Raw genomic sequence first — 25934 nt, 5'->3', positions numbered from 1 at the left:
AGGAGGACACGAGATGAGCTTGTTGTCTCAAAAGTTTAAGTTTCTTCGCAAGAAGGAAGTATCTCCAAACGGCCATCAAATCACAGAAGATGGAGGTCGTGAATGGGAAAATTATTATCGTGACCGTTGGTCTTACGATAAAGTTGTCCGCACAACGCATGGCGTAAACTGTACTGGTTCTTGTAGCTGGAATATTTATGTTAAAAACGGTGTTGTAGCCTGGGAAAATCAAGCAATTGACTACCCTGAAACACCAGATGATATGCCAGATTATGAACCACGTGGGTGCCCTCGTGGTGCAACATTCTCTTGGTATCTTTATAGCCCTTTGCGCGTAAAATATCCTTATGTACGTGGCGAATTGGTCGAGCTTTGGAGAGAAGCGAAGAAGCATGCTAAGAATCCAATCGAAGCTTGGAAATCTATCGTAGAAGATCCTGAAAAAGCGAAAAAATATAAGTCAGCCCGTGGTATGGGTGGCTTTGTGCGCTCCACATGGGATGAAGCAACAGAAATTACTGCAGCATCCTTACTATATACAGCAAAAACATATGGCCCTGACCGCAACGCAGGCTTCTCTGTAATTCCTGCGATGTCCATGTTGTCCTATGCAGCAGGGGCTCGTTTCCTTAACTTGATGGGTGGCACACCATTGTCCTTCTATGACTGGTATGCCGATTTGCCACCTTCCAGCCCTCAAGTTTGGGGTGAACAAACTGATACACCTGAATCTGGTGACTGGTATAATGCTGGTTACATCATGACGTGGGGTTCTAACGTACCTTTGACCCGTACGCCAGATGCTCACTTCTTGACAGAGGTTCGTTATAAAGGTACTAAAGTAGTATCCGTGTCTCCTGACTATGCGGAATCTACAACTTCTTCCGATGCATGGCTCAATGTAAAAGCTGGTACCGATGCGGCTCTTGCAATGGCAATGGGTCACGTTATCCTAAAAGAATATTACATCGACAAAGAAACTCCATACTTTAAAGAGTATGCAAAAGAGTTCACAGATATGCCATTCCTTGTACGCGTTGAAGATATCAACGGCACAGTTCAACCAGGCCGTTTCTTGAATGCCAAGGATTTAGGTCGCCAAGAGGAAGGCGCTGACTTCCAAATGGTATTGATTGATGAATTAACAAATGAAATCGTTGTACCTAATGGTACAATGGGTGAACGTCACACGAACCCACAAAAATGGAATTTACGACTTGAAAATCGCGACACAGGAGCTAAAATTGATCCTCGCTTATCCGTGTTTGATCAACGGGAAGATGTGACGATTGTTAAATTGCCGTACTTTGGTGATGAAGAGCACGAAGGTGTTATTGAACGTGCTATTCCTACTATTACGGTACAAACTGCAGATGGTCCTGTGAAAGTAACTACAGTGTATGACCTCATTCTTGCTAACTACGGTATTGACCGTGGTATCGGTGGTGAAGTGGCTACAAGCTATACTGATGACACTCCATACACACCTACATGGCAAGAAAAAATCACTGGCGTAAAAGCGGACATTGCTATTGCTACAGCACGTGAATTTGCAGATAATGCTGAAAAAACGAAAGGTCGTTCCATGATTATCATGGGCGGTGGTATCAACCACTGGTACCATGCCGATGTTATTTACCGCACTATTTTGAACCTTATCATGTTCTGTGGTACAGAAGGCGTTAACGGTGGTGGTTGGGCCCACTACGTAGGTCAAGAAAAACTTCGTCCTGTTGAAGGTTGGGGTGGTATCATGACTGCCAATGACTGGAGTAAGGCTCCTCGTTTGCAAAATGGTACATCTTGGTTCTACTTTGCTACAGAGCAATATCGTTCTGACTGCATCGATTTGGCAGACCGCGTATCTAAATTGGCTAAACCTCGCTATCGTCATCCTGGGGATTACAATGTATTAGCAGCTCGTTTAGGCTGGTTGCCATCTTATCCTACTTTCAATAAAGGTAGCCAAGAATTGATTAATGATGCTCGCGCAGCCGGTGCTAGTACAGAAGCGGAAATCAACCAATATGTAGCACAAGCCTTGAAAAATAAAGATTTACAATTCTGCGTAGAGGATCCTGCAGCTAAAGAAAACCACCCTCGCAACTTGTTTGTATGGCGTGCGAACCTTATTGGCTCCTCTTCTAAAGGTCATGAGTACTTCTTGAAACATTTATTAGGCACAAAAAATGCCGTATTGGAAGATGATGATGCTCCTACGCGTCCAGAAGAAATTAAATGGCGCGAAGCAGATGGTGCGGGTAAGCTTGATCTCTTAATTGATATCGACTTCCGTATGGCGTCTACAGGTTTATATTCTGATATCGTGTTCCCAGCAGCTACATGGTATGAAAAAGAAGACTTGTCTTCCACAGATATGCATCCATATGTACATGTATTCCAAGCTGCTGTTGATTGCGCATGGGAAACTAAATCTGACTGGGATACATTCCGTACCCTTGCAGAAACAGTATCTCGCGTAGCAAAAGAATCTGGCTTTACAGAATATGAAGATATTGTAGCTACTCCCCTTGGCCATGATAGCCCAGGCGAAGTAGCGCAACCAGAAGGTAAAGTTCTTGATTGGAGTAAAGGCGAATGTGAACCAATCCCTGGTAAAACAATGCCGAATCTCGTTCATGTAAAACGCGATTACAGTCAGATCTTTGAAAAATACATTGCTTTAGGACCTAATATCGAAAATAAAATGGGTGCTCACGGTTTGGCGTGGGATGTATCTGACGAATATCAAACATTGTATGCTCAAAATGGTACGATTGATAATCCAGACTTCATTTCTCATGGCCGTCCAAGCATTTACGAATGTAAGGAAGCTTGTAATGTTGTATTAACATTATCTTCTTGTACAAATGGTAAATTAGCGGTTCGTTCTTGGAAAGCGATGGAAGAAAAAACAGGTCTTTCTGGGCTTGAAAAGAATGCAAAAGGTCGCGAACAAGAAAAAATTACCTTCGATGACATGGTTCGTCAACCACGCTTTATCATTAGCTCTGTAACAAGTACTGGTAAGAACGATAAAAACCGTCGTTATTCTCCATTTACAACATCTACAGAAGATAAGGTACCATTCCGTACTGTAACAGGTCGTCAATCGTTCTATTGTGATCATGAAATGATGCGCGACTATGGCGAAGCTATGGCATTGTACAAACCTGTATTGTCATATAAACCAGTACAAGGTGATTATAAACAAGAAGGTATTCCAGAAATTACATTGAAATACTTAACTCCACATAATAAGTGGTCTACACATAGTATGTACTTTGATAGCCAACAAATGTTGACATTATTCCGCGGTGGCCAAACAATTTGGCTTAACGAAGATGATGCAGCAGAAATTGGTGTTAAAGATAACGACTGGGTAGAAGCTTTCAATAAAAATGGTGTAGTTGCAGCTCGTGCAGTTGTATCTCCACGTATTCCTCGTGGCATTTCTTATATGCATCACTCCCAAGACCGTCACATCAACGTTCCTGGTACGCAAGTTAAGAAAGATCGTCGCGGTGGTACACACAATGCGCCAACTCATATTCACATGAAGCCGACACACATGATCGGCGGTTATGGTCAATTGAGCTATGGCTTTAACTACTATGGCCCAACTGGTAACCAACGTGATATGACAATTGTGGCTCGTAAATTGAAGGAGGTGGATTGGCTTGAAGATTAAAGCTCAAGTATCCATGGTCCTAAATTTGGACAAGTGTTTAGGCTGTCATACATGCTCTATTACTTGTAAAAATACATGGACGAACCGCGAAGGCGCGGAATATATGTACTTTAATAACGTGGAAACCCGCCCTGGCGTGGGTTACCCACGTAATTGGGAAAACCAAGAGAAATGGAAGGGTGGCTGGACTCTCGATAAAAGCGGTAATTTGGCGCTTTCCACAGGCTCTAAAGGCTCTCGATTGATGAAGTTGTTCTATCATCCAGAACAACCAGAAATTACGGATTACTTTGAACCTTGGACATACGATTATGAAACATTGATTCATACCGGTCGTAAAAATAATCAACCTGTAGCACGTCCTCGTTCTTTGTTAACAAAGCAAAAAATGGAAGTAACATGGGGCCCTAACTGGGATGATGATTTGGCTGGTGGTCATCATGCACGGGAAGATGTGAACTTGGCTAAAATGGGTGATGATATCGTATTTGACTACGAAGAAGTATTCATGCGTTATTTACCACGTCTTTGTAACCACTGTTTGAATCCTGCATGTGTAGCAGCATGTCCATCCGGTGCTATCTACAAGCGTGATGAAGATGGTGTTGTACTTGTTTCTCAAGATGTATGCCGCGGTTGGAGACATTGCGTTCCATCTTGCCCATACAAAAAAATCTTCTATAACTGGGAAACGAATAAAGCTGAAAAATGTGTATTCTGTTACCCTCGTTTGGAAAATGGTCTGCCTCAAATATGCGCTGAAACATGTGTAGGTCGTATGCGCTATGTTGGTGTAGTCTTATACGATATGGACAAAGTTCAAGAAATGGCAGCTACGAAGGATGAACAAGACATCTACCAAAATACAGTAGATTTAATCTTGGACCCTAATGATCCAGAGGTTATTAAAGCCGCTCGCGAAGCAGGTATCTCTGAAGCATTCTTGAAAGCAGCTAAAAAATCTCCTGTTTACAAGCTTGTAAAAGAATGGGGCGTTGCATTGCCATTGCATCCAGAGTATCGCACATTGCCAATGGTTTGGTATGTGCCACCGCTCAGCCCAATTTTACAACGTGTTACATCTGATGTATACTTGCCAGATGCACATGAAATGCGCGTGCCTGTACAGTACTTAGCTAATCTGTTTACAGCAGGTAACACAGAAATCTTAGCTCGTACATTGCAACGTGTTCTCGACATGCGTGAATACATGCGCCGTCGTGAAACAGGTGATGGTCCTATCGAACACAAAGTTGATTTAACAGAAGATCAAATGTACGCTATGTATAAATTGTTGGCATTGTCCAAATACAATGATCGCTTTGTTATCCCATCTGATGTTAAAGTATCTCGCGAAGGTCGCCTAGAAATGCAACAAAATCGCGGCTTTGCTTGCCCTACAGGGGGATGTCAATAATGAAGGATGCTCAGAAAATCGCTCTTATTGCGTCATTTCTTCTACGCTATCCTGATGAACAATGGTATAACGAATTACCTGAATGGAGAGAGGACGCCCAATCCGTTGGGCATCCTCAACTTCGCCAAGGTTTATTAGAATTCTTCGACTATGTAGAGGAATCCGATAAAAAAGAATTTGAAGACCAATATGTTCGTACCTTTGATTTTAGTCAAAATACAACTATGTATTTATCGACGTATGAGTTACAAGGTACAGGGGAACAAGCGGAAGAACTCGTAAAATTTAAAGCTTTCTTCCTCGAAAACGACTATGATTTGCCAAAAGAAATGCCTGATTATATTCCAGCACTTCTTGAGCTATGTGCCGTTATCGATGATGAAAAATCAAAAGAAATTTACGACTATTGTAAGCCAAAATTGGAATACATTAGAGAACGCTTCATTGAGGCTAAACTGCCTTATGCATTCTTGTTTGATATTATCTTGTCTGTTGCAAATGGATTGGAGGACGGTGCACGATGAATCTATTCCTTTGGGGCGCTTTGCCTTACATCGCATTCACCTTCTTAATCGTAGGTACTTTGGTTCGTTTCTTCTACTTTGAAAGAAACTGGACTACAAAATCGAGTGAATTTTTAGAGAAAAAACAATTGCGCATCGCTAATCCATTGTTCCACTTTGGCTTGCTATGCGTTATCGGCGGTCACGTAGTAGGTGTATTAGTACCTAAAGCTTGGACTGCTGCTATTGGTATCAATGACCATATGTACCATGAAGGTGCATTATATATGGGTGCTGTAGCTGGTATCATCTTCATCGTAGGCTTCTTGCTCTTGATGAAACGCCGCTTTACTGTGCCTGCTATGAAAGTTAACACATCTGGCCTCGATAAATGGTTATATTTGTTCTTAACATTAGCTATTTTCAGCGGTATGGCTGGTACATTGCTTAATGCATCTGGTTTCTTTGATTACCGCGTATCCATCGGCCCTTGGTTCCGTAGCTTGCTATCCTTTATGCCAGATCCATCCTTGATGGAAGGCGTACCATTCATGTTTAAATTCCACATGTTGGCTTGGATGGTAGTGGCTATTATCTTCCCATTCAGCCGTTTGGTACACTGCTTGAGTGTTCCACTCAACTACTTAACACGTCCGTTCATCGTATATCGTAAACGTGATCAAAAATAATTAGGATGATGATTGATTTGTACGCCTAGATATAATAGGATTAATCAATCTATAGCCCCTTGTAATAGTGAAAGCATATGCTCACAACTACAAGGGGCTTTTTATTTACTTATTCTGTATTAGATTGTATTTTACTCTCAGTAGAGAAGAATATTGTTTGTTGTAATAAGCTTAGAATTACCATAATAGATATTTTATTTTAGAATTATTCTTATAATAAATACTATCTATCTAATATAAGTAATCTACAAAATTCGATTTAAATGATAAACTATATCGTATAGATTAATTTTTAGATGTTATTTAGAGAGGTATATGATGGATCAAGTAACAACAAAACAGCAAAAAAGTATTTACCATATCTTTATATGGATTGCTGTATTCTCCTTAATTATGATCGGTTTATTAGAGTGGGGTTACATGGTTGGTGGCCGTGCTTTTGGTAACTACAAAGTTTACACAGGCCTTGTGCCATGGTGTGTATGGATTGTTATGACTTATTTAGCGACTCGCCCTAAATGGTTTACAAGCCGCTATAATTTAGGTGACATGTATAAGGTGCACCGTGCATTGGGTATTGCTACTGTAGCTGTTATTGCGTTCCATTTATACCTTTATTTTGGTAAAGCTGCTAAATCAATCTTAGGTTGGTGGGGTGGTTATGTAGCTCTTACTTCCTTTAGTATCGCCACTATTTCTGGCCTTGCGTTCTTAACGCCAAAACTTAGAAAAGTTACCGCTTCTGGTCGTAATATGGGCATTTGGCTACACCGTTTAAATCTTGTAGCATTAGTTGCAGCAGATATACATATTCATGGTTTTAATCGCATTTCCAAAATGGTACCATTCTTACAAGTATTTGATATCATTACATACGGACTTGTGCTTTACTGCATTTACTTGATGTTAAAAAAGAAATAATATGAATTGATAAAATCCCTTCTGTGTTATACAGAGGGGATTTTTTTGTTATATTTTTAGTTTCTAAGGAATTCAATATTCTATATTATCAGTTTGATGCATAAATGATTGTGAGATTGATATACATTTTCTATTTACTACCTTAATGAAAATTGATATTATCTGTATGTTAAATATGATAATGATAATCAGAGTCATATATTCATTATCTATTCATTTTATTTCTTGTTATTATTCGTGTGTGAGGTTTATTATGATTAAACGTAAAATGACTAGTGCTTTTGCAGTAGCAGCCATGATGGGTGTGGCTACAGCCTTTGCTGTTAACCCATTTTCTGATGTTCCATCTGATAGTTGGGCATATCAAGCTGTAGATCAATTGGCTACAGCAGGTATTATTAATGGTTATCCTGATGGAACTTTCAAAGGTCAAAATAACATTACCCGTTATGAAATGGCTCAAATGATTGCAAAAGGTATGGCTAATCAAGATCGTGCCAATGCAGAACAACAAGCTATGTTGAATCGCTTAGCAGATGAGTTTTCCAATGAATTAAATACATTGGGCGTACGTGTAGCTAAATTGGAAGACCGTGTAGGTAATGTTAAAGTTACTGGTGATGCTCGTATCAACTACATCGGCAAAGAGGGTGGCGATGGTTATGATTACGAAGATAAAATCACAGCCCGTGTACGTTTAGGCCTAGATGCAAAGGTTAATAAAAATACATCTGTGAAAGCTCGTATTACAACAGGTGCTATCGAGTTAGGTGATAGCTCTAAAACAGCACAAGCTAATTGGGATTTAGCTTATGTAGAGCACAAATTTGGTAAAAATGTTGTAGTTGATGCTGGTCGTTATACCCAAAAATTTGGTGGTGGCTTGATTTATAGTTCAAACTTTGATGGTGTAGGTGCTACAGCTAAACTTGGTAAAAAAGTTACTTTGAATGGTGCTTATGGTTATATGACAGCAGGCCGTTTTGCAAAAGTTTCCAAGGAAAATAACGGTGATGTGAGCATTGTGAATGCTAATGTGGCTGTAAATAATCACTTTAGCTTTGGTGGTATGCTTGCTCATGTAGGTACAGCGAATGTACGCATGGGTAATGGCAAGAAAAATAATGACTTTGATAATGTATATGGCTTCAATGCGAAATATAATGTAGGTAAACTTGATGTTCACGGTGAGTGGGTTAAAGCATCAGGCTTGAGTGATTCTGATATTTGGAATGTAGGCGCTAAATGGGGCAACTACAAAATTGATAAAAAGAATTCTTGGGCAGTAGGCTTAGATTACTACGATCAAGCTAAAAATGCACCGATTTTCAAAACACAAAAATACGAATCTAATGATTTACAAAAAACAACGCGTTTTGAAGGTTATAAGGCGTGGGAGTTGGGCGCATCTTATGCACCAGAGAAAAATATTGGCATTAATGCATACTACGGTTTCAATGCTAAAACACAAGAAGGCAATCGCGTAAATGATTACTATCGTGCGGATCTTAACTTCAAATTCTAATGTAATAATTGAATTCTAATTTAATCAGTAATTAGTTCTAAGTAGAATGCTATAGGGTGAGAGTGTTTTATTAGCATGCTACATTAGGCCAAACTAGATGTATACTTGTAGATCGTATAGGACATAGAGAGGTTTATTATGGCAGAAGTTGTAAAAAAACAGTTTAAGAGTAAATACCATATTTTAATTTGGATTGCAGTTTTATCCCTAATATTTATGGGTATGGTGGAATATGGTTATGTAACAGGTGGTAGACCATTCGGCAACTGGAAGGTTCACTTAGGACTTATTCCTTATGTGGCATGGCTTGTATTAACATACATTGCAACAAAACCAAAATGGTTTATCAAACGATATAATCCAAAAGAAATGTTTGAAGTTCATCGCATCGTAGGTATTGTTAGTGTTATTCTCGTATGTGCACACTGGTATGTATACTTCTTGAAAGCTTTGAAATCCTTCTTAGGCTTCTGGGGCGGCTATATTTCTCTTGTGGCTATGTTTATTGCTCTTATCTTTGCGGTATTATACTTAACACCTTGGGTAGGCAATATGGCAAAATCTGTATCCCGTAAAAAAGCAATCTGGATTCATCGCTTGAATCTAATTGCCATTATTGCGGCAAATATCCATGTTCATGGATTTGGCCGTTTATCTAAAATGGTACCATTCTTGCCTGTATTTGACGTAGTAACTTATGCGCTTGTTATTTACTATATTTATTGGATGTTCAAACAAAAATAATATATCGTAGGCATCTCTTTCTTTAGTAAAAGTAGGGGAACCACATGATAAAAGAGACCATCTCTGGCCCTAATGGGTATAAGCGATGGTCTTTTTTTGTCGTTTGCGATACAATAGAATCATAAGTATATATTCTATGGATTTATGTAAATATATGCTATTGCATTCTTTTGAGGTAAGAGTAAAAATCTGTTCTATAAACATTTTTTTGTATTATAGTATACTTTAGCTCATATCGATATGTATATTACTACCTTTATAGGTAATTTCAAATAGGAAAGAAGGATATTATGGATTCTTCTTGGAAACGAATTATATACCTAATCTGTACTATACAGGTTGGTGGGGGTATAACAATTATCGGTGTATTATCCTTCCTTCCGTTATTTTTAGCTGAGCTAGGTCTTCATGATCCAGGAGAAGCGGCCATGTGGGCAGGCCTTGTATCAGGTGTAACGCCTTGTATGGTGGCTCTTAGTGCTCCCTATTGGTCGCGTAAGGCAAATCAGCTTGGTCCGCGTAAGGTAATGATGTTTATCTTGTTTACCCTGATGGTTACGGTTGGTGCCTGTGCTTTTACACAAACACCATGGCAGTTATTGATGTTACGTATTTTGCAAGGCGTGGTGGGGGGATATGTTCCGATAGGCTTGGCTATTATTATTCTCATAACCCCTGAGGATAAGGTGCCTTGGGCGATGGGCTTATATCAAGCCTCCATGGTTATGGGCCTCGTTTTTGGACCGCTTATGGGTGGTTTGGCAGCGGACTTGTTAGGTTATCGCGCGCCATTTGTTATGTTCTCAGCCTTAACAGGGCTTTGTATGTTGGGAATTTATCTATTCATGCCTAATCTACAGTTTGAGCATAAGGTAGATGCTAGAGAGTCGCAGCTGTCTCTAATTAAATCCTTTTTGGTCATACCTCGTGTTCGCCTCTTGGTAGGGCTATTGTTCTTATGTAATTTTGGTATTACCGGTATTGGTCCTATTTTACCACTATACATTAAGCACTATATGCATATGAATGATGAGTTTGTAGCCACCATTGTTGGTATAATTATTTTTGGCGCCGGTTTGTTTAGTGCTTTAGCTTCAATCTCCATTGGCAAGATAACAGAACGTTTAACCATGCCTCGTATTGTTTTTACTGCTACATGGGCTGTAGGGTCTTTGTTTATACTTCAATATATAATGCCTAGTATATGGGGCCTTGGCATATTCCGTGCCATTGCAGGATTCTTCATGGGCTTTATTACACCGATTGCCAATACGCTCATATCCAAGGCTGTTCCTATTGAGCGCCGAGGTATCGTATTTGGTGCGGTGTCGAGTGTAGCCATGATGGGAAATGTATTGGGGCCTGTCCTTAGTGGTATGATTGCTCGCGCCTTTGGGTATGGGGCGGTCTTTTGGTCTACAGCAGCTATATTCTTTGTAGCGGCCCTGTTTATTTATCGTAGTTTAGTTATTCCTAGTGAAAGTTAATCATCATAGCTGATCTGCTTTCACCGTTTTAGACATAGTTAAATATATTTAGTATTATGTAGAGAATCGATAGATACTATAGATTCTATGTAAGATACTATGTAGAGAAAACGTATAGCAAACTCCAATATGGGGCTATATGTTGCGAAATGTTTCAAAGGTATTGATTTGTCTAATCCGTAAGAGAGATGAGAGTGCATCGTTATGTTATTAAAACAATTAGAGTATTTTGTATGTGTAGTAGATAATAACAGTTTTACACAAGCTGCAACAGAGCAATATGTATCTCAATCTGCTATATCTCAGCAAATCAAGGCTCTTGAAAATAGCCTTGGTGTTGAATTAATGGTTCGAGAGAAACGAAGCTTTCATCTAACACCAGCAGGACAATATTTATATCGATCTGGTAAGAAGTTATTAGAACGGTTCCATGATATTAAGGTAGAAACGACGCGCATTGGTACAGATGCACGGGTGAGTTTGCGCATTGGCTATTTGAACCGTTATAGTGGGATTGCTATGCAGCAAACTGTGATTCGCATGGCAAAGCGTTATAAAAATTTAGATATTCGTATGTACAGCGGCAGTCATGAAGAGCTATATGGCATGCTCAGCGATCGTCGTGTAGATGTAGTATTTAATGATCAATGGCAAATTTTGTCTGATGATTTTGAAAGTCATTTAATTGATAAAGCCACTACATTTATAGAGGTACCACAAGGATATACTAATGAAGATTGTGTAGAACTAAAGCATATCGATGATTTACCACTTATTTTATTGTGTCGCGGGAAATATACCTTGTCTGAAGAGGAACACTATCGTAAGGCCATAGGTTATAATGGTGCCTTCGCTTATGCTCGTACGTTAGAAGAAGCACGATACCTGGTTGCAGGGCAGCAAGGGCTATTACTATTAGATTGTTTTAAATACTTAACAGATCCTATGCCAGGTATCGAACGTAAGGTGTTGACGAATCATAGTAAACCTATGGAACGCCACTACTACTTTATATCGCAACGAAATCAAAATAATTCGTATATTGTAGCTCTTAGAGATATGTTCCGGCAGGTACTTGAAGAATTATAAATGAGATTATAAATGAAAAAGTCGTTAGCAACTTGCTAACGACTTTTTTCTTTTTTGTACATCATCTATTTGTATTTTTCTTATATAGTTATGATGGTATTAGTGATTTAGACTTTTCTTTGTATCTATGACTATAACCTTACAAAAAGTCTCTTAACATCATGAAGCCATCAATACATAGTTTGATACCGTAAATGACGAGAACCGAACCACAGAAACGGTTAATCCATGCCATATGAGTAATTTTAATTTTTTTAGCTAGTAGATGCATTGTAGTAGCTAGAGAACCAAACCAAATTGGTGTCATAACTAAGAAACCAGCGAAGAAGTGGTAGATGCTTTCTTTTGGAATATTAGCTTGAAAAGCACCGAGCATCATTGTCGCATCTAGAATGGCTTGAGGATTGCCCCATGATACCGCAATGGCTGAGACAATAATTTTTCTAATTGGAATATGTGTGTCCACATTGCGCATGTCTGGTTCAGTTTTAAATATATTAAAGCCCATATAAACAATGAGGAGGCCCCCAAAGAGGAGAACTATGAGCTTTGTGAGTGGCCACATTTCAAGAACGGCACCAATACCATAGAAGGCGGCAGCACTTAAACTCATGTCAAAAAACGCTAGTATGATTAGCGTCAATATAATGCGACGGACAGGTTGCACCAAGGCCGTATTAATAATGAAGAGGTTTTGCATGCCAACAGGGGCAAACGTAGCGAGGCCGACAAGAAGTCCTTGTAAGAAGTACATATTAACCCTCCTGACTATGGTATGATAAAGTACTAATAAGGTGAATAGTAGCACGAAACCCCTCCATTACTGGAGGGGTCCTTACTATTCTATTCATATATAATTATAACATAATATACAATATATGTATATTTTCTACCATAAACCTATCATATGTTGTGCCATAAGGCTTACGGCAGAAATAGCAATCCAGCAACAAGCACCTAAGGTTAGAGCAGAGCCGCCGGATTTTAATAATTTTACAATATTTGTATTAAGGCCGATTGCTACCATAGCCATTGTAATAAAGTATTTGGAAATTGTTTTGAAGATACTCAAGAATTGAATATCTACATTAGCATAGGATAATGCTGTTGTAATAAGGGAGCAAAGTACAAAGTATAAAACAAATCTTGGGAAAATCTTAGCAATACTAACGTTTGCACCATCTGTCTGAGAGGCATTTTTCTTGGCTTTGTATACTTGATAACTAGCGAGGCCTAAACATATAGGAATAATAGCTAGGGTACGTGTTAGCTTTACGATAGTAGCATATTCCAAAACTTGAGTGCCCGTACCTTTCATACTATCCCATACAGCAGCTGTTGCTGTTACAGAAGAAGTATCGTTAACTGCAGTACCAGCGAACAATCCAAAGCCCATGTTAGAGAGCCCAATGGCGTCGCCTAATTGAGGGAATACGAAGGCGGCTACCACATTGAAGAAGAATACAACAGAGATTGCTTGTGCAATATCATGATCCTCTGCTTTAATAACTGGTGCCGCTGCAGCAATAGCGGAACCACCACAAATGGATGAACCAACACCGATGAGAACAGCTGAGTTAGAGTCAATATGGGTTAATCGATAAATAACATAGGATACGATTAACGATGTAGCGATGGTAGAAATGATGACAGGTAAAGAAATCCAACCTACATGTAGAATCTGTGTAATGTTAAGACCAAAGCCCAACAAAATAACGGCCCACTGTAAAATCTTTTTGGATGTAAATCCAATGCCAGCACCTGTTTTTTCCCGTTTCCAAGAGGTGAAGATAGAACCGATAATTATACCTAAAATGATGGCAAAGATTGGACTACCTACTAGATGAAATTGCTGTCCTAGTAGCCAACAAGGAATAGCGAGAATGGCACAGAGCAAAATGCCTGGCAACGTTTTTTGATTGATACCCATTATAAAACCTCCTTACTGTACATACAGTTCACGTCATATGCGGTATCATGTGGCGTTTGCTTTCTATAGTGTTAATAGTACCATAGGAAGGGTTTTAAAATCTACTATATATGTCAGAATTATACAGAATATTCATCGCATTTTTGAAGTTTTTATATGATTAATATAAATAAAAACAAATTATAAGATAGGAGTTAATATTATTGAGTTAAAGATTTTATATAATCGTAAAATTCATAATAATAATTTATAAGTTGAAATTTAAACTTGTTTTGTGATGAATAAGGTGTATATAATGAATAGAATCTATTTCAGGTGGAAATAGAGTATATAAAGTGAGGACCCTTATGATTGATATTACAAAAATAATTGAAACCAATAAAGAATATGTGAAACAACACCCTGAGCTACCAAAGGCGGGGCTAACAAGCCATCCTACAAAAAAGTTAGGCATCGTAACTTGTATGGATACCCGCTTAGTAGGTATGCTAGAAGAAGCACTAGGCTTTAATCGAGGTGAGATAATTGTCATCAAAACTGCAGGAAATAGTGTAACACAACCTATCGATAACATAGTGCAAAGCTTGCTCGTTGCTACCTATGGTATGGAAATTGAAGATGTGCTAATCATCGGTCATGAAAACTGCGGTATGATCGATTTTTCTGCTACTACATTCATGGAATCTATGAAAGCGAAAGGTATCAGTGAAGATGCTATTCGCATGATCGAACCGGGCCTTATCGACTGGATGGATCGATTCCATATCTCTGAAGACAATGTAATTTATACAGTTAACTTCCTACGCCACCATCCACTATTTCCAAAAGGGATGGGTTTCTATGGGGGCATGATGGATCCTGATACAGGCGAATTCCGCTACCTTGAAATCTAGGCTAAGATTTGATGGGGCCCAAGTTGATTTGTACATTTAGGTGAAAAAGAACGATAACTAACCTCTACGCTCCAAAGCGAGCTAAGTCGCTAATCGGTTAGTCATTACTCTTTTTATAACTGTATTTGTGAACTTGTCCAATCGAGTCTATCCATAAATCAATAAAACAAAATTCACTGTATCAAAAGAGAAAGGGAATGGCTTAGCCATTCCCTTTCTCTTTTCCCATATAGCCAACCTATTATTATCGTATTCAAAATAGCGGTCTGTGACTCTATGGGACTAATACTGCGATAATGTTATAAAAAGCTGTGTTCCTAATCGAAGTGCGACTTAGTTTACTATGGAGCGCGGAGGTTAGGGACACAGCTTTTTAGCTAAAATGTAGCGATGTATTCGGGCCCCATAGAGTCATAGAATCGTAAACTTGAACAGTAATAATAGGTTGACTATATATTCCTTTTCGCTGTATATTGTAATTAGATTGTAAACTTAATCATATAAATTAGTTAACCTATGCGGCAGTAAGTATTCGCTTGAGAGGAGCTTTGTATGAAGCAGTTAGGTATTTCTATAATTGGTACAGATACAGATGTAGGTAAGACGTTTGTGACCGGGTTATTGGGGGCGATGGCTGTAGACGATGGCTTTGCTGTTGGAATGGTGAAACCTGTGTCTTCTAGTGCAGTGCCTTTCCCTGAATGTGTGACGATGGATGAGGATAATTATAATATCGGCCTTGAGAGTAAAGATGCGACACATTTGATGCGCTCCGCAGGTATTCCTGAATCTCGTCGTCATGAAGTGAATCCTTATGCTATTGCCGGTGATTTTTCTCCTCGCCTTGCAGCGGAATTGGCTGGTATCGAGATTGACTATGATGGTCTTGTAGAACATACATTAGAAGTAGTGAGTCGCTATGACATAACCTTTGTAGAAGGTGCTGGCGGTATTACGACCCCTCTTTATGGAGATAAAACTTTCACGGATTTTATGAAAGATATCAAATTACCTGCTATTATCGTAGCAGATGGTCGTCTTGGTTCTATTAATCGTGCCGTTTTGACTTGCGAATATGCTAAATTGCATGGTATCGAGGTGAAAGCTATTATCGTAAATGATACGACAGCTGTAGATCTGTTCTTGTTGAAAACAAATGTGGCAGATATGGAGCGTTACACAGGTGTTCCTGTAGTAGCTGTAGTACCGCCATACCAAGGCCCGGATATTCACAAGGTTCAACTTGGTTGGGCTCGCTCTTTTATTGATTCTAAGGAATTATGGAACATCGTCTTAGGGCTATAAAGCTTAGATTGAATAATTCGTTATTTATTAGTGGTAGAAACTTAGCATAAATTATATACATCAATTTAGCGTAGTTAGATATGTATAGTTATATAACTTACATTATATATAGTAATTTAACTTACATTAATTATAGTCATAGAGAGTTATAGTTTGTAAAACTTAGTAAGTATGAGGTGACGAAATGGCAGAAAAACAGCTTTCACAAGCAGCACAATGGGACCACGAGTTTGTGTGGCATCCATTTACACAAATGCAAGATTGGCTAGCGCAAGAGCCAGTAGTAATCGAGCGCGGTGAGGGGGTATACCTCATCGATGAGAACGGTAAAAAGTATTACGATGGCGTATCCTCCTTGTGGGTTAATATTCACGGTCACAACCATCCTGTATTGAATCAAGCATTGAAGGATCAAATCGATAAAATTGCACATAGCACATTATTAGGCCTCGTAAGTCCTCCGTCGGCACAATTGTGTAAAGAACTGGTAGAACTTGCTCCAGAAGGCCTCGATAAAGTATTTTTGTCCGATGATGGTAGTACGGCTATCGAAGTTGCCATTAAGATGGCATATCAATATCGTCAGCAAGTGGGCCAAACTAAGAAAACTAAGTTTATCGCCCTCAATGCAGGCTATCATGGGGATACATTAGGCACGGTATCCGTAGGTGGTATTCAATTATTTCACCAAGTATTCCATAATCTATTATTTAAACCATTAACATTGCCAAGCCCTGGTGTGTATAGAGATTTGGCAGATCGAGATAAAGCTTTTGAAGAGTCGTTGACTGAATTGGAACGTATCCTTAACGAAGAAGGCGATGAAATTACAGCTCTTGTTATGGAACCATTGGTGCAAGCAGCAGCGGGTATGCTCGTAATGCCTCACGGCTATTTGAAACGTGTTCGTGAGTTAACAGAACAACACGATGTATTCCTCATCGTCGACGAAGTGGCTACAGGCTTTGGTCGGACTGGTAAATTCTTTGCCTGCGAGCATGAAGGCGTATCTCCAGATTTTATGACCTTATCCAAAGGCATCACTGGTGGGTACCTTCCATTAGCAGCAACATTGACTACAAAACGCGTATTCGATGCATTCCTCGGCACTTTTGAAGAAAAGAAAACCTTCTATCATGGTCACTCTTATACCGGTAATGCCTTGGCCTGTGCCGTTGCGTTGGCTTCTTTGAAAGTATTCCGTGATGAAAAGGTAATTGAACAATTGCCTGTTAAAGTAGAAGCTTTCACAAAGGCTTTAGAACCTATTAAGTCATTGAAGCATGTTAAAGAGGTTCGTCAGCGAGGCCTCATCGTAGGTATTGAACTTGAAAAAAATGTGGCAACTCACGAAGCGTATCGCCCGAATGATGCGGTCGGTGCTAAGGTGGCAATCCTCGCCCGTGAGCAAGGACTTATCTGTCGTCCTATCGGTGACGTGGTTATTCTCATGCCTCCATTGGCATCCACTGTGGAACAATTAGAGGATATGGTTCATATTGTGGGTGAAAGTATCCAACGTGCAACTGAGGAAGAGGGGATACTTGAAGATATGCGCCCAATTATTTTATAATGTTAAATTAATTATTGGAAAGCTACACCTATTGTCTTTTGTTAGTAGTTTAAGGCAATGGGGTGTAGTTTTTTTGGTATAGCATATCGAAATTTCGTCATATTTTAAACTATAGACTATACATTGCCAAAATTCGATGATTATTTAGCATATCTATGATACTATATATGTATAAAGGAGGTCATCGTATGGACATTTATGTAATTATGCAAGTTATTATTTTATTTGGTGCCATCTTCCTCGGTGTTCGCCTAGGCGGCATGGGCATCGGTTACGCTGGCGGCCTTGGGGTTGTGTTGTTAAGCCTTGGTATGGGGATGTTTCCGGGACAGATTCCATGGGATGTAATTCTGATTATCATGTCTGCTATCGCAGCCATCTGTGCCTTACAGTTAGCCGGCGGTCTTGATTATTTGGTGCGCATTGCTGAAAGTATTTTGCGTAAAAATCCTAAGCATATCAACTATTTAGCACCAACTGTTACGTATTTCTTAACTATTCTAGCGGGTACTGGTCATACAGCATTCTCTATGATTCCAGTAATCGTAGAGGTGGCGAAAAGTGAAAACATTAAGCCATCTGTGCCATTATCTATCGCCGTTGTAGCGAGTCAAATTGGTATCACAGCGAGTCCTGTATCGGCAGCAGTAGTTGCTATGAGTGGGTTCCTTGAGCCATATGGTGTTAACTATCCTACATTGCTCGCCATCTGTATTTCCACAACATTTGTAGGGGTTATGATTACGGCATTTATCATGTCTACCTTTGCGAATAATGATTTATCTTCTGATCCAGTGTATCAAGAACGTTTGGCGGCAGGTCACGTGGCGCCACCTCGTGAAAAAAGCACTGATTTCCACTTAAAACCTGGTGCAAAAACTTCAGTATTGATTTTCTTGATTGGTATCATTTGTATCGTATTCTACGCAACAGCAATTTCCAAAAACATTGGTATTATTAAACCAGTTATCTTTGGTCGAAATGATGCTATCATCGGCTTTATGATGATTATTGCGGCTGCTATCACATTCTTCTGTAAGCTTGATACAGCAGAACTTGTTAATACAAGTACATTCAAATCCGGCTTATCCGCTTGTGTCTGTGTACTAGGCGTAGCATGGTTGGGTGATACCTTTGTAAAAGGTCATATCCCTGAAATCAAAGCGCTCGCTTCTAGCATGGTAACAGCATATCCGTTCCTATTGGCGGTAGCGTTCTTCTTTGCAAGTACATTGTTGTATAGTCAAGCAGCGACTACACAAGCTTTGGTACCAGCTGTAATCTTAGCTCTCGGTATTACACCAGAGAATACAGGATCCGTTTATATTATTATCGCATCCTTTGCAGCTGTATCTGCACTCTTTGTATTGCCTACATATCCAACACTTCTGGGGGCTGTACAAATGGACGATACGGGCTCTACGCGAATTGGTAAACTCGTATTTAACCATCCATTCTTCATTCCAGGCGTACTTGCTATTGCCATCTCCGTAGCACTCGGTTTCCTAGTGGCTCCGTTGATGCTGTAATTGGTGAAAACTAAATAAGGTTAATACAAAACATATTTAAAGCTAAAAAGGACGTAACTATCAGTTGCGTCCTTTTTGTTGTTTAAACATTAGTTGTCTATTTTCTACTTCTTGTTTTTGCACTTCTTACAAATTCCTGCGATCTCAAGGTGATGTTCCGTCACAGTGAATCCTGCTTCGCTGAGTTCTTTAGGCATTTCTACGACGGGGCAGGTATGGAGTGGTAGCATCGCACCACAGCTCGTACATACTGCATAGTGGCGGTGTGTATGAGGGGTGATTTCATAATATGCCATATCACTACCCATGAGCGTGGTACGTGTAACGATACTCTTAGTTTCTAATAGTTCAAGTGTACGGTAGATAGTAGACATCCAAGTAGTGCTACCGTCACCTAAGCGTTCTGCGATTTCAAGGGCTGTAATAGGTTTATCTGTAGTTGTTAATACAGACCAAATGGCTTCGCGCTGTTTGGTCTTTTTTATGCCTTCTGGCCAAGTTGTTGTATTCATAGCTCTCTTTCGATTCTGTTTTAATACTAAACATGCTATACACCTGTATAGTTAAATGACTTATATGGCTAATAAAATATCAAATATGTTATCGCATTTGGTTAGATATATTTTTATATATAACTAGTTATATTTTTTATTCTACTAGCTATATTATTTGACTCTAACTAGTTATATTACTCTAACTAGCTATAATGTTTATGCCCAAATATATTACTTATTGTTTTAGCTTATCTACTAAACTGAAAGCGTCGTATGATGGCACGAATATTCTTAATGACTAACACTATTAGTAGGATCCCTACCGATGTTAGGGACACGAAGCCACCAGGTGCTACGTTAAGAAAGTAGGATCCAAAAAGTCCGATGATCATGGCAAGTAAGCTAAATCCAATGGAGCATAATAAAGTTATTTTAAATCCTTTTTCTAATTGTAATGCAGATGCTACTGGTAATGCAATCATGGCACTCAATACGAGAACACCAACGATTTTAATAGAAATGGATACGGCGGCAGCCATTAAGATAGCAAAGATATAGTTGATAAAATCTACCTTAACACCTGCTACACGAGCCGCTTCTTCATCGTAAGCGATGTAGAGTAAGGAGTTATACAAAAAGTATAGCGTTAATACTGATAAAATGGTGAGCACTGCAATACTAATCATATCGGTTGCGTTTACCGTTAGGATGCTACCAAAGAAGAATACATTTGCGTTAGCCTTTAGTTTGCCTGAGCTAATAAGTGTAATAGCTGTACCGATGCTGAGGGATAAGATGATAGTAAGAATAAGATCGAGATGGTGTGAAAAATATTTTCGCAAGAACTCGATGAGTGCACCGCAGATGGCAGTGAAGATAAAGGCTCCTAAAATTGGATTAGTATTCGTTAATAAACCTAGTGTAATACCTGCTAGCGATGCGTGACTCATGGTATCGCCAATCATACTGGAACGGCGTAACACCATGAAGATACCAATACATGGACATAAAAGAGAAATACAAATTGCTACGAAGAAGGCATTTTGCATGAAATCATAACTAAACATGGCGCACCTCCTCAACTGTGGTATCATCGGCCTGAGCCTGAGCCTGAGCCTGAGCCTGAGCCTGAGCCTGAGCCTGAGCCTGAGCCTGAGCCTGAGCCTGAGCTTCTATTGTTACATCTGTGAAACAGGAGCAGTTTTTGTGATCTATTGGATTGCGACCTGTACTGTGCATGATTTCACTAGCATATTGCTCAGGGGAGCAAAGGTGACCTTGACCATTTGCAATATGGTAGATATTAGTTGAGTTAGCTAAGGCCATTTCGATATTGTGCTCAACAGAGATAATCGTAATATGGTGTTTTTGGTTCAAATTGCGAAGTAGAGCATAGATGCCCTCTTGGCTTTTTCTGTCGATACCTGTTGAAGGCTCATCGAGGATGATGAGATCTGGCTTACCGATGAGGGCGCGGGCGATAGATACACGCTGAGCTTGTCCACCTGAAAGTTTGCTGATGAGACGGTCTTTAAATTCCGTCATATGGGTAAGCTCTAATACGCGATTGACTTCCTGCTTATCCTTAATCTTTAAAAGTTTTCGGTAGGAATCGAGGATTTCTTTTACCGTAATAGGAAAGCCTGCGTGAGAGAAGTCATTTTTTTGAGACACATACCGAATATTATTGGTGCTTCGCTTGATAGAACCTTTTACCGGTGTAAGAAAACCTAAAATAAGACGGAGTAAGGTACTTTTACCACACCCATTATCCCCAACGATGGATATATAATCACCACTGTGAATATGTAAATTAAGGTCGTTTAGCACATAAGGAGGTTGACCTTGATAGGAAAAATAAAGATGTTCTATTGATAACATATGAAAACCACATTTCTGATTGACAAAATTCTAAGTAAGTTTATACTATAACTATATTACAAATGCAACTGAGTCGCAACTGCAACTAAAGAATAGAGTGTATTCTGTATAGGCATAGCGATCAGGATTTTACAAAGGAGGACTACGATGATCAAGAAACTGATTTTGTTAGTTGTAGGTATTATGATGGCTGCTTTATTTGCAGGTTGTGGCAATGATGCACCGAATGCACAGAAGGAACAAGCAGGTAAAAAAATCCAAGTGGTAACAAGTTTTAATGCAATGGCTGAGTTTACAAAGGCTATTGGTGGTGACAAGGTAGAGGTATCTACTATTATACCAGATGGCGTAGAACCACATGATTTCGAGTTGAAACCTGAAAATATGAAACAATTGGCAACAGCTCAAGTGTTTGTGTATAACGGTTTTGGTATGGAGCCTTGGGCAAAACAAGCTATCGAAGCAGCTAAGAATGATAAACTCGTATCTGTTGTAGCTACTGAAGGCGTTGAAGCTATTAAAAATACTGATCCAGAAGAAATTAAAGAACATGGTGCAGAAGATCCTCATGCATGGTTATCTTTGAAAAATGCTAAAATTGAAGTGAAAAATATCAAGGATGCTCTTGTAAAAGTTGACCCAGCAAACAAGGATTATTATGAAAAGAATTATACTGAATACGTTGCTAAATTAGATGCAATGATTAAAAAATATGAAGAGCAATTCGCTAAAGCTCCGCATAAAAACTTTGTTACAGGCCATGCAGCGTTTGCGTACCTATGCCGTGACTTTGGTTTAGAACAAAATAGTGTGGAAGATGTATTTGCTGAAGGCGAACCAAATGCAGCGCAATTGGCTAAACTCATCGAATACGCTAAAGAAAACCATATTACTACTATCTTTGCAGAAGAAATGGCTAGTCCAGAAGTATCCAAAACTTTGGCACAAGAAGTAGGCGCTAAGGTAGAAACTATTTACACTATCGAAAGTAACGAAGATAATAAAACATACTTAGAACGTATGGATGAAAACCTTACAAAAATTGCAGCATCTTTGCAATAAGATAAATGAAAGAGCAGCCCCTAGTGGGCTGCTTTTTTGCGTTATAATAGGCTAAAATAATATCTTAAAAGTTAGATTATATAGTATAATATATTATCAGATTAAATAAAAAGGAGACTTGATATGGTTATCATTAATAAATTAGGGGTTGCTGATGAAAGGTCTTGACCATAATTATTATTTTGAAGGGAATCAATTAATTAAAAGTGAAAAGTTATAAGGTATAGTATTATGAATGGTTTGTTTGGTTTATATATAGAAAAATGGATGCATTTAGTGACCATAAAAAATATGTTACTACTTGCTGTGGGATCATTAATTATAACTGACTTAGGTTTATACGTATTAATGTTGATTTTTCCAAAGAGTCCTTTTTTTAAAACTTTTATTTGGGAGGTCATAGGTCCTGTAGAGCTAGAGGCGCTTCCTATTATTGGATATATACTTGGAATTGTAGCCTTTGTTCTTGTAACTTCTGGTATTTTATATGGTATTTTTAAAGTTTTTAAGGGGCAGGTTACCTATAAGCAGCTAGTGGCAGATTTACTTTTGAATAGCTGTATTGCTAGTTGGATTCATTTAATTTTTGTACTTATTGCGGCACCTGTTTATCTTTTCTTAGATTTACGTATTCGTGGTGGTTCGGGTGGATTAAGCACCATGGAACTAGTTAATGTTTTTATTATGGCACAACTCATGTCTAAGCAATTTGGTCTAAATCTTTGGATAACGGGTATTTCTTTTTACATAGTATCCTTCATCTTTGGTGTAGGAGGTATAATGTTGTCCATGACGGTTTAAATATAGTTTGTGTTACGATTAGAAAAATATAGGTGTTTTGGAGGTTCTATGGAAACAAAATGGTATTCAGATATTTGGCAGCTTATAGTAGCTCCATTTAAACGTGGTATTCCACAGATTGTAGAGCATGGATCTTGTCGCAAAGGGTTCTATGCTACAGTAGCTTTGGCATTGGTGGCATTCGTATTTTCAAATATTCTACCTACTTTTTTGAGTATGATATTTGTGGATAAACTTAGTGTTGCACTTACTGGTGCGGCGGCTCTTTCTGGGGCCGGTATATTAGGCCTAGCGGTTGGCTTGCTATTTGCTTTTATTGGTATTGCTATTTATTCTGCGATTTTCTCTTGGGTCGCCAATAAATTTGATGCCCATACTACATATGAGTCTGTGTTAAAAATCATGTGGTACGAACAAGCTTATAATCAGATTATGGGCTTAGTATATTTCATTGGCTTCCTATTACTATCATTGCCATTTTTGTTGCTACTAGGCTCTAATCCTGACTCTATAGTAGGTAGTATTGTATGGATAACTATTATTATATTCGCAACGATAGCTTTTGCAGTCTATACATTCTGGGTATGCTTAACATTGTTGAGTCGCCAAATTAATAAATCCCGTTTAGCAACTTTTGGTATTTCTATTATTACGAGTTTGATTCCTGTAATCCTTTTAGGTATCTTGATTGGCATGGTAGTACTTGCTACTTCCAGATAATTACATAACATGAAAGGGGCTGTAACAAAATACCCCTTACTACGAAAAAAGCTATTAGCTGATTATATATAATCTGCTAATAGCTTTTTCTGTATTTTATAAGGGAAAAGGGCCCCGAAGGACCCATTCCATTAGGATAATTAAAGTATGAAAAGATGTCTGTTTTGTGCTATAATGATGAACGGAAAATGAAAAGGAACTATTTTTTATAGTTCCTTATTGTGTGTTGTATGTTATAGTATTCAAACTTAAATGTTGTGTATGTATATTGTGTAAAAGGTGGTGATACCTATGATGGTGGGTTTAATGCAGTTTATCTATCGTTTATTAAACCCTATTGAAGAGAATAATCCTCGTATGTATCACTTTGATATTGCCTATGGGCAACTCATAGGAATGCTGCTATTAACACTCATATGTTATCAATTTACTATTGTAGGTGAAGGCGTATATTTAGATGCTATACGTGCGTTTATACGCAATTCTTCGTTATTAGTAAGGTGGGAATCGCTATCTCTTCCAGTAGGTCAACATGAAATACAACTTTTTTTGGAACAGATGGGTAGTCCTAGAGAATTTTGGAATATGGGTCGCTTTGCATGGGTAATCGGAAAAGTTATTTTCATGGCATGTATCATTATAGTTTATGCGGTTGCTCAACAGCGTAAATTTTATGTTCGAACTGTTACAACCGGTATTTTGCATATCATGTCATTTGCTCAACTTGTTGTGGCATTGATTACTTTTACAGCAGGGATTATGCTGATTTTAACTTCGGTACCATTAATACTGCAAGCGATCATTGGCTTCTGTATGATTGTGCTATGTGTTTTAAGTACCGTATTATTGTTACAAACTATGGGACGTATTGTGGGAGCATGCATTAATGGGACCCCTTATGAAGGTTTGATTCTAATGTTGATTGCTCTTTTGGTAGCACACGTGTTTGAATGGATTTATATGTTGACTCGATAAAATACATATGATATATCTAGGACGAGACATAGCTCGTCCTTTTTTACTAGTTTTAAACTAAAAGGAGCATTTATGACATGGTATAAGGATATATTACATTTATTTACCAAGCTTAGCGAACAATCATTTCAGAATATTATTAATTATGGATCTCATACAAGAGCCATTCTGAATCTAGTCGTATCTACTATTGTATTATATATAATGACCTATAGCTTACCGTTTATGGTGAAAGTTATATCTCCAATGCTCGGGATTAAACGGATTACTGGGTTAACTCATTTTGATGTAATTAGTATTTTAGCAAGTTCTGTATTTTTAATTTTTCAAATTATCATCGGTTCATTTGTTATATGGCGCTTACTTGTTTTATTAGGTGGTCGTGGTACTTATGGTGGGGTATTGCGCAATTATATATATGGATTAGCTTATACAAATGCACTTCGCACGGTTGTCTTAGTATTAATTCATATACTAGGGATTATTTTTTTCTCTTTGTCTCTTCAAAAATATGTAGGGGATATGGCTTATCTTATTACGATGTTCAGCCAGTATTATGCCGTGTTCATTGTAGCCCAATTAATGAGACGTTATGTTGAATTAGGTATCATTAAAACCTATATTGTTATCTTTATTGTAGCATTATTATCTGTCTCTGTATTACCTCAATGGATTCGCTTTGTTCATACTCTCTTCAAATGATGT

General features: G+C 38.6%; 23 protein-coding genes. 18 read left to right on the top strand and 5 right to left on the bottom strand.

The window, feature by feature from the left end:
• The first annotated feature begins 13 nt into the window (after positions 1-13).
• From KHY58_RS09130 to KHY58_RS09090, 9 genes are all read left to right on the top strand, one after another.
• On the top strand, positions 14-3691 hold the full coding sequence (locus KHY58_RS09130; RefSeq protein WP_187002506.1) for a nitrate reductase subunit alpha: 3678 nt from the start codon (positions 14-16) through the stop codon (positions 3689-3691).
• A complete protein-coding gene (gene narH, locus KHY58_RS09125; RefSeq protein ID WP_278473159.1) occupies positions 3681-5108 on the top strand; it encodes a nitrate reductase subunit beta in 1428 nt (475 codons plus the stop codon). Before KHY58_RS09130 ends, narH begins: the two co-directional genes overlap by 11 nt.
• A complete protein-coding gene (gene narJ, locus KHY58_RS09120; protein WP_156697105.1) occupies positions 5108-5632 on the top strand; it encodes a nitrate reductase molybdenum cofactor assembly chaperone in 525 nt (174 codons plus the stop codon). Before narH ends, narJ begins: the two co-directional genes overlap by 1 nt.
• Positions 5629-6300: a respiratory nitrate reductase subunit gamma gene (narI, locus tag KHY58_RS09115; protein ID WP_101928706.1), complete on the top strand. Its 672-nt coding sequence runs from the start codon at positions 5629-5631 to the stop codon at positions 6298-6300. Before narJ ends, narI begins: the two co-directional genes overlap by 4 nt.
• A gap of 318 nt (positions 6301-6618) precedes the next feature.
• The gene (locus tag KHY58_RS09110; RefSeq protein ID WP_077708025.1) at positions 6619-7221 is read left to right on the top strand and encodes a hypothetical protein; all 603 of its coding nucleotides are present in this window, start codon (positions 6619-6621) and stop codon (positions 7219-7221) included.
• Between the two features lie 253 nt (positions 7222-7474).
• Positions 7475-8746, top strand: coding sequence for a putative porin (locus KHY58_RS09105; RefSeq protein WP_077708026.1), 1272 nt, complete (start codon positions 7475-7477; stop codon positions 8744-8746).
• A 138-nt stretch (positions 8747-8884) separates the two neighbouring features.
• On the top strand, positions 8885-9490 hold the full coding sequence (locus tag KHY58_RS09100) for a hypothetical protein (RefSeq protein WP_278473154.1): 606 nt from the start codon (positions 8885-8887) through the stop codon (positions 9488-9490).
• 290 nt (positions 9491-9780) lie between these two features.
• Positions 9781-10977 carry an MFS transporter gene (locus KHY58_RS09095; protein WP_156697106.1) on the top strand — a complete coding sequence of 399 codons (1197 nt, stop codon included), beginning with the start codon at positions 9781-9783 and terminating at the stop codon, positions 10975-10977.
• A 204-nt stretch (positions 10978-11181) separates the two neighbouring features.
• Positions 11182-12066, top strand: coding sequence for a LysR family transcriptional regulator (locus KHY58_RS09090; protein WP_008603042.1), 885 nt, complete (start codon positions 11182-11184; stop codon positions 12064-12066).
• A 139-nt stretch (positions 12067-12205) separates the two neighbouring features.
• On the opposite strand, the gene KHY58_RS09085 is transcribed toward KHY58_RS09090, so the two are convergent.
• Positions 12206-12820, bottom strand: a complete 615-nt coding sequence (locus KHY58_RS09085) for a LysE/ArgO family amino acid transporter (protein WP_004694005.1) — start codon at positions 12818-12820, stop codon at positions 12206-12208.
• A gap of 135 nt (positions 12821-12955) precedes the next feature.
• Positions 12956-13996 (bottom strand): YeiH family protein, encoded by a 1041-nt coding sequence (locus tag KHY58_RS09080; RefSeq protein ID WP_077708027.1) that lies wholly within the window; start codon positions 13994-13996, stop codon positions 12956-12958.
• Between the two features lie 347 nt (positions 13997-14343).
• Here KHY58_RS09080 and KHY58_RS09075 point away from each other — a divergent pair, with 347 nt between their 5' ends.
• The 4 genes from KHY58_RS09075 (at position 14344) to KHY58_RS09060 (ending at position 19296) form a co-directional block, all read left to right on the top strand.
• Positions 14344-14889: a beta-class carbonic anhydrase gene (locus KHY58_RS09075; RefSeq protein WP_012863820.1), complete on the top strand. Its 546-nt coding sequence runs from the start codon at positions 14344-14346 to the stop codon at positions 14887-14889.
• Between the two features lie 552 nt (positions 14890-15441).
• Complete coding sequence (bioD, locus tag KHY58_RS09070; protein ID WP_278473151.1) at positions 15442-16194, top strand: dethiobiotin synthase; 753 nt, start codon at positions 15442-15444, stop codon at positions 16192-16194.
• 184 nt (positions 16195-16378) lie between these two features.
• Positions 16379-17767: an adenosylmethionine--8-amino-7-oxononanoate transaminase gene (bioA, locus tag KHY58_RS09065; protein WP_227037669.1), complete on the top strand. Its 1389-nt coding sequence runs from the start codon at positions 16379-16381 to the stop codon at positions 17765-17767.
• Positions 17768-17955: 188 nt separating this feature from the next.
• A complete protein-coding gene (locus tag KHY58_RS09060) occupies positions 17956-19296 on the top strand; it encodes an anaerobic C4-dicarboxylate transporter (RefSeq protein WP_008603031.1) in 1341 nt (446 codons plus the stop codon).
• A 104-nt stretch (positions 19297-19400) separates the two neighbouring features.
• Here KHY58_RS09060 and KHY58_RS09055 read toward each other — a convergent pair whose 3' ends face one another.
• The 3 genes from KHY58_RS09055 to KHY58_RS09045 form a co-directional block, all read right to left on the bottom strand.
• Positions 19401-19808 (bottom strand): Fur family transcriptional regulator, encoded by a 408-nt coding sequence (locus KHY58_RS09055; RefSeq protein ID WP_205112832.1) that lies wholly within the window; start codon positions 19806-19808, stop codon positions 19401-19403.
• A 230-nt stretch (positions 19809-20038) separates the two neighbouring features.
• A complete protein-coding gene (locus tag KHY58_RS09050) occupies positions 20039-20857 on the bottom strand; it encodes a metal ABC transporter permease (RefSeq protein WP_174892177.1) in 819 nt (272 codons plus the stop codon).
• Positions 20850-21671, bottom strand: coding sequence for a metal ABC transporter ATP-binding protein (locus KHY58_RS09045; RefSeq protein WP_278473148.1), 822 nt, complete (start codon positions 21669-21671; stop codon positions 20850-20852). Before KHY58_RS09045 ends, KHY58_RS09050 begins: the two co-directional genes overlap by 8 nt.
• A 147-nt stretch (positions 21672-21818) precedes the next feature.
• Here KHY58_RS09045 and KHY58_RS09040 point away from each other — a divergent pair, with 147 nt between their 5' ends.
• The 5 genes from KHY58_RS09040 to KHY58_RS09020 all read left to right on the top strand — a co-directional run bounded on the left by KHY58_RS09040 (position 21819) and on the right by KHY58_RS09020 (position 25931).
• Positions 21819-22733 (top strand): metal ABC transporter substrate-binding protein, encoded by a 915-nt coding sequence (locus KHY58_RS09040; RefSeq protein WP_008603023.1) that lies wholly within the window; start codon positions 21819-21821, stop codon positions 22731-22733.
• Positions 22734-22964: 231 nt separating this feature from the next.
• Entirely contained in the window at positions 22965-23534 is a 570-nt protein-coding gene (locus tag KHY58_RS09035; RefSeq protein ID WP_278456690.1) for a hypothetical protein, read from the top strand.
• Between the two features lie 48 nt (positions 23535-23582).
• Positions 23583-24254, top strand: a complete 672-nt coding sequence (locus tag KHY58_RS09030) for a hypothetical protein (RefSeq protein WP_156697108.1) — start codon at positions 23583-23585, stop codon at positions 24252-24254.
• Between the two features lie 291 nt (positions 24255-24545).
• The gene (locus KHY58_RS09025; protein ID WP_021147683.1) at positions 24546-25229 is read left to right on the top strand and encodes a hypothetical protein; all 684 of its coding nucleotides are present in this window, start codon (positions 24546-24548) and stop codon (positions 25227-25229) included.
• A 72-nt stretch (positions 25230-25301) separates the two neighbouring features.
• Positions 25302-25931, top strand: a complete 630-nt coding sequence (locus KHY58_RS09020; RefSeq protein WP_156697109.1) for a hypothetical protein — start codon at positions 25302-25304, stop codon at positions 25929-25931.
• Positions 25932-25934: the final 3 nt, after the last annotated feature.

It is taken from the genome of Veillonella parvula, from assembly GCF_018366295.1.
GTDB lineage: Bacteria > Bacillota > Negativicutes > Veillonellales > Veillonellaceae > Veillonella > Veillonella parvula_P.
Note: the sequence above shows the minus strand (reverse complement) of the source record. Positions and strands in the feature narration are given on the sequence as shown.